The sequence below is a fragment of the Dietzia sp. IBK-p2-15D genome (assembly GCF_057773105.1).
Map to the genome: position 1 here is coordinate 1 of NZ_JBYMTK010000094.1, position 448 is coordinate 448.

Sequence of the window (448 nt, forward strand, 5' to 3'; positions counted from 1 at the left end):
TCAAGAAATGATTAAGGAGATGCAGGAGTTAAAAATTGAAAAAGAGGGCGGAGGAAAATACGACAGTTTAGGCGCCGTTGTCACAATCTTTTCTGGCGCCGGTGGAGATGATTCAGAAGATTTTTCGTCGATGCTTTTTAATATGTATTCAAAATATATCCAAAAGAAAAATTGGAAAGCTTTTATCTTGCACGAAAACCAGAATGATCACGGAGGATACAGAAACATTACTTTTGAAATTGAAGGGAAAAATGTTTATGGGACTCTGAAAAATGAATCGGGGGTACACCGATTGGTTCGAATTTCTCCATTCAATGCAAAGCAGTTAAGGCATACAAGTTTCTCAATGGTCGAAGTCATTCCAAAATTTGAAAAGAATCAGGATATTGAAATTCCGGAGGACGAACTTGAAATTACTTACGCACGCGCAGGTGGTCCAGGTGGACAG

At 38.8% G+C, this 448-nt stretch carries 1 protein-coding gene; it reads left to right on the forward strand.

Annotated elements, in window-relative coordinates:
* Nucleotides 1-448, forward strand: a 448-nt coding sequence (locus AC3DEV_RS17030; protein ID WP_488372878.1) for a PCRF domain-containing protein, incomplete at both ends; no start/stop codon positions are given.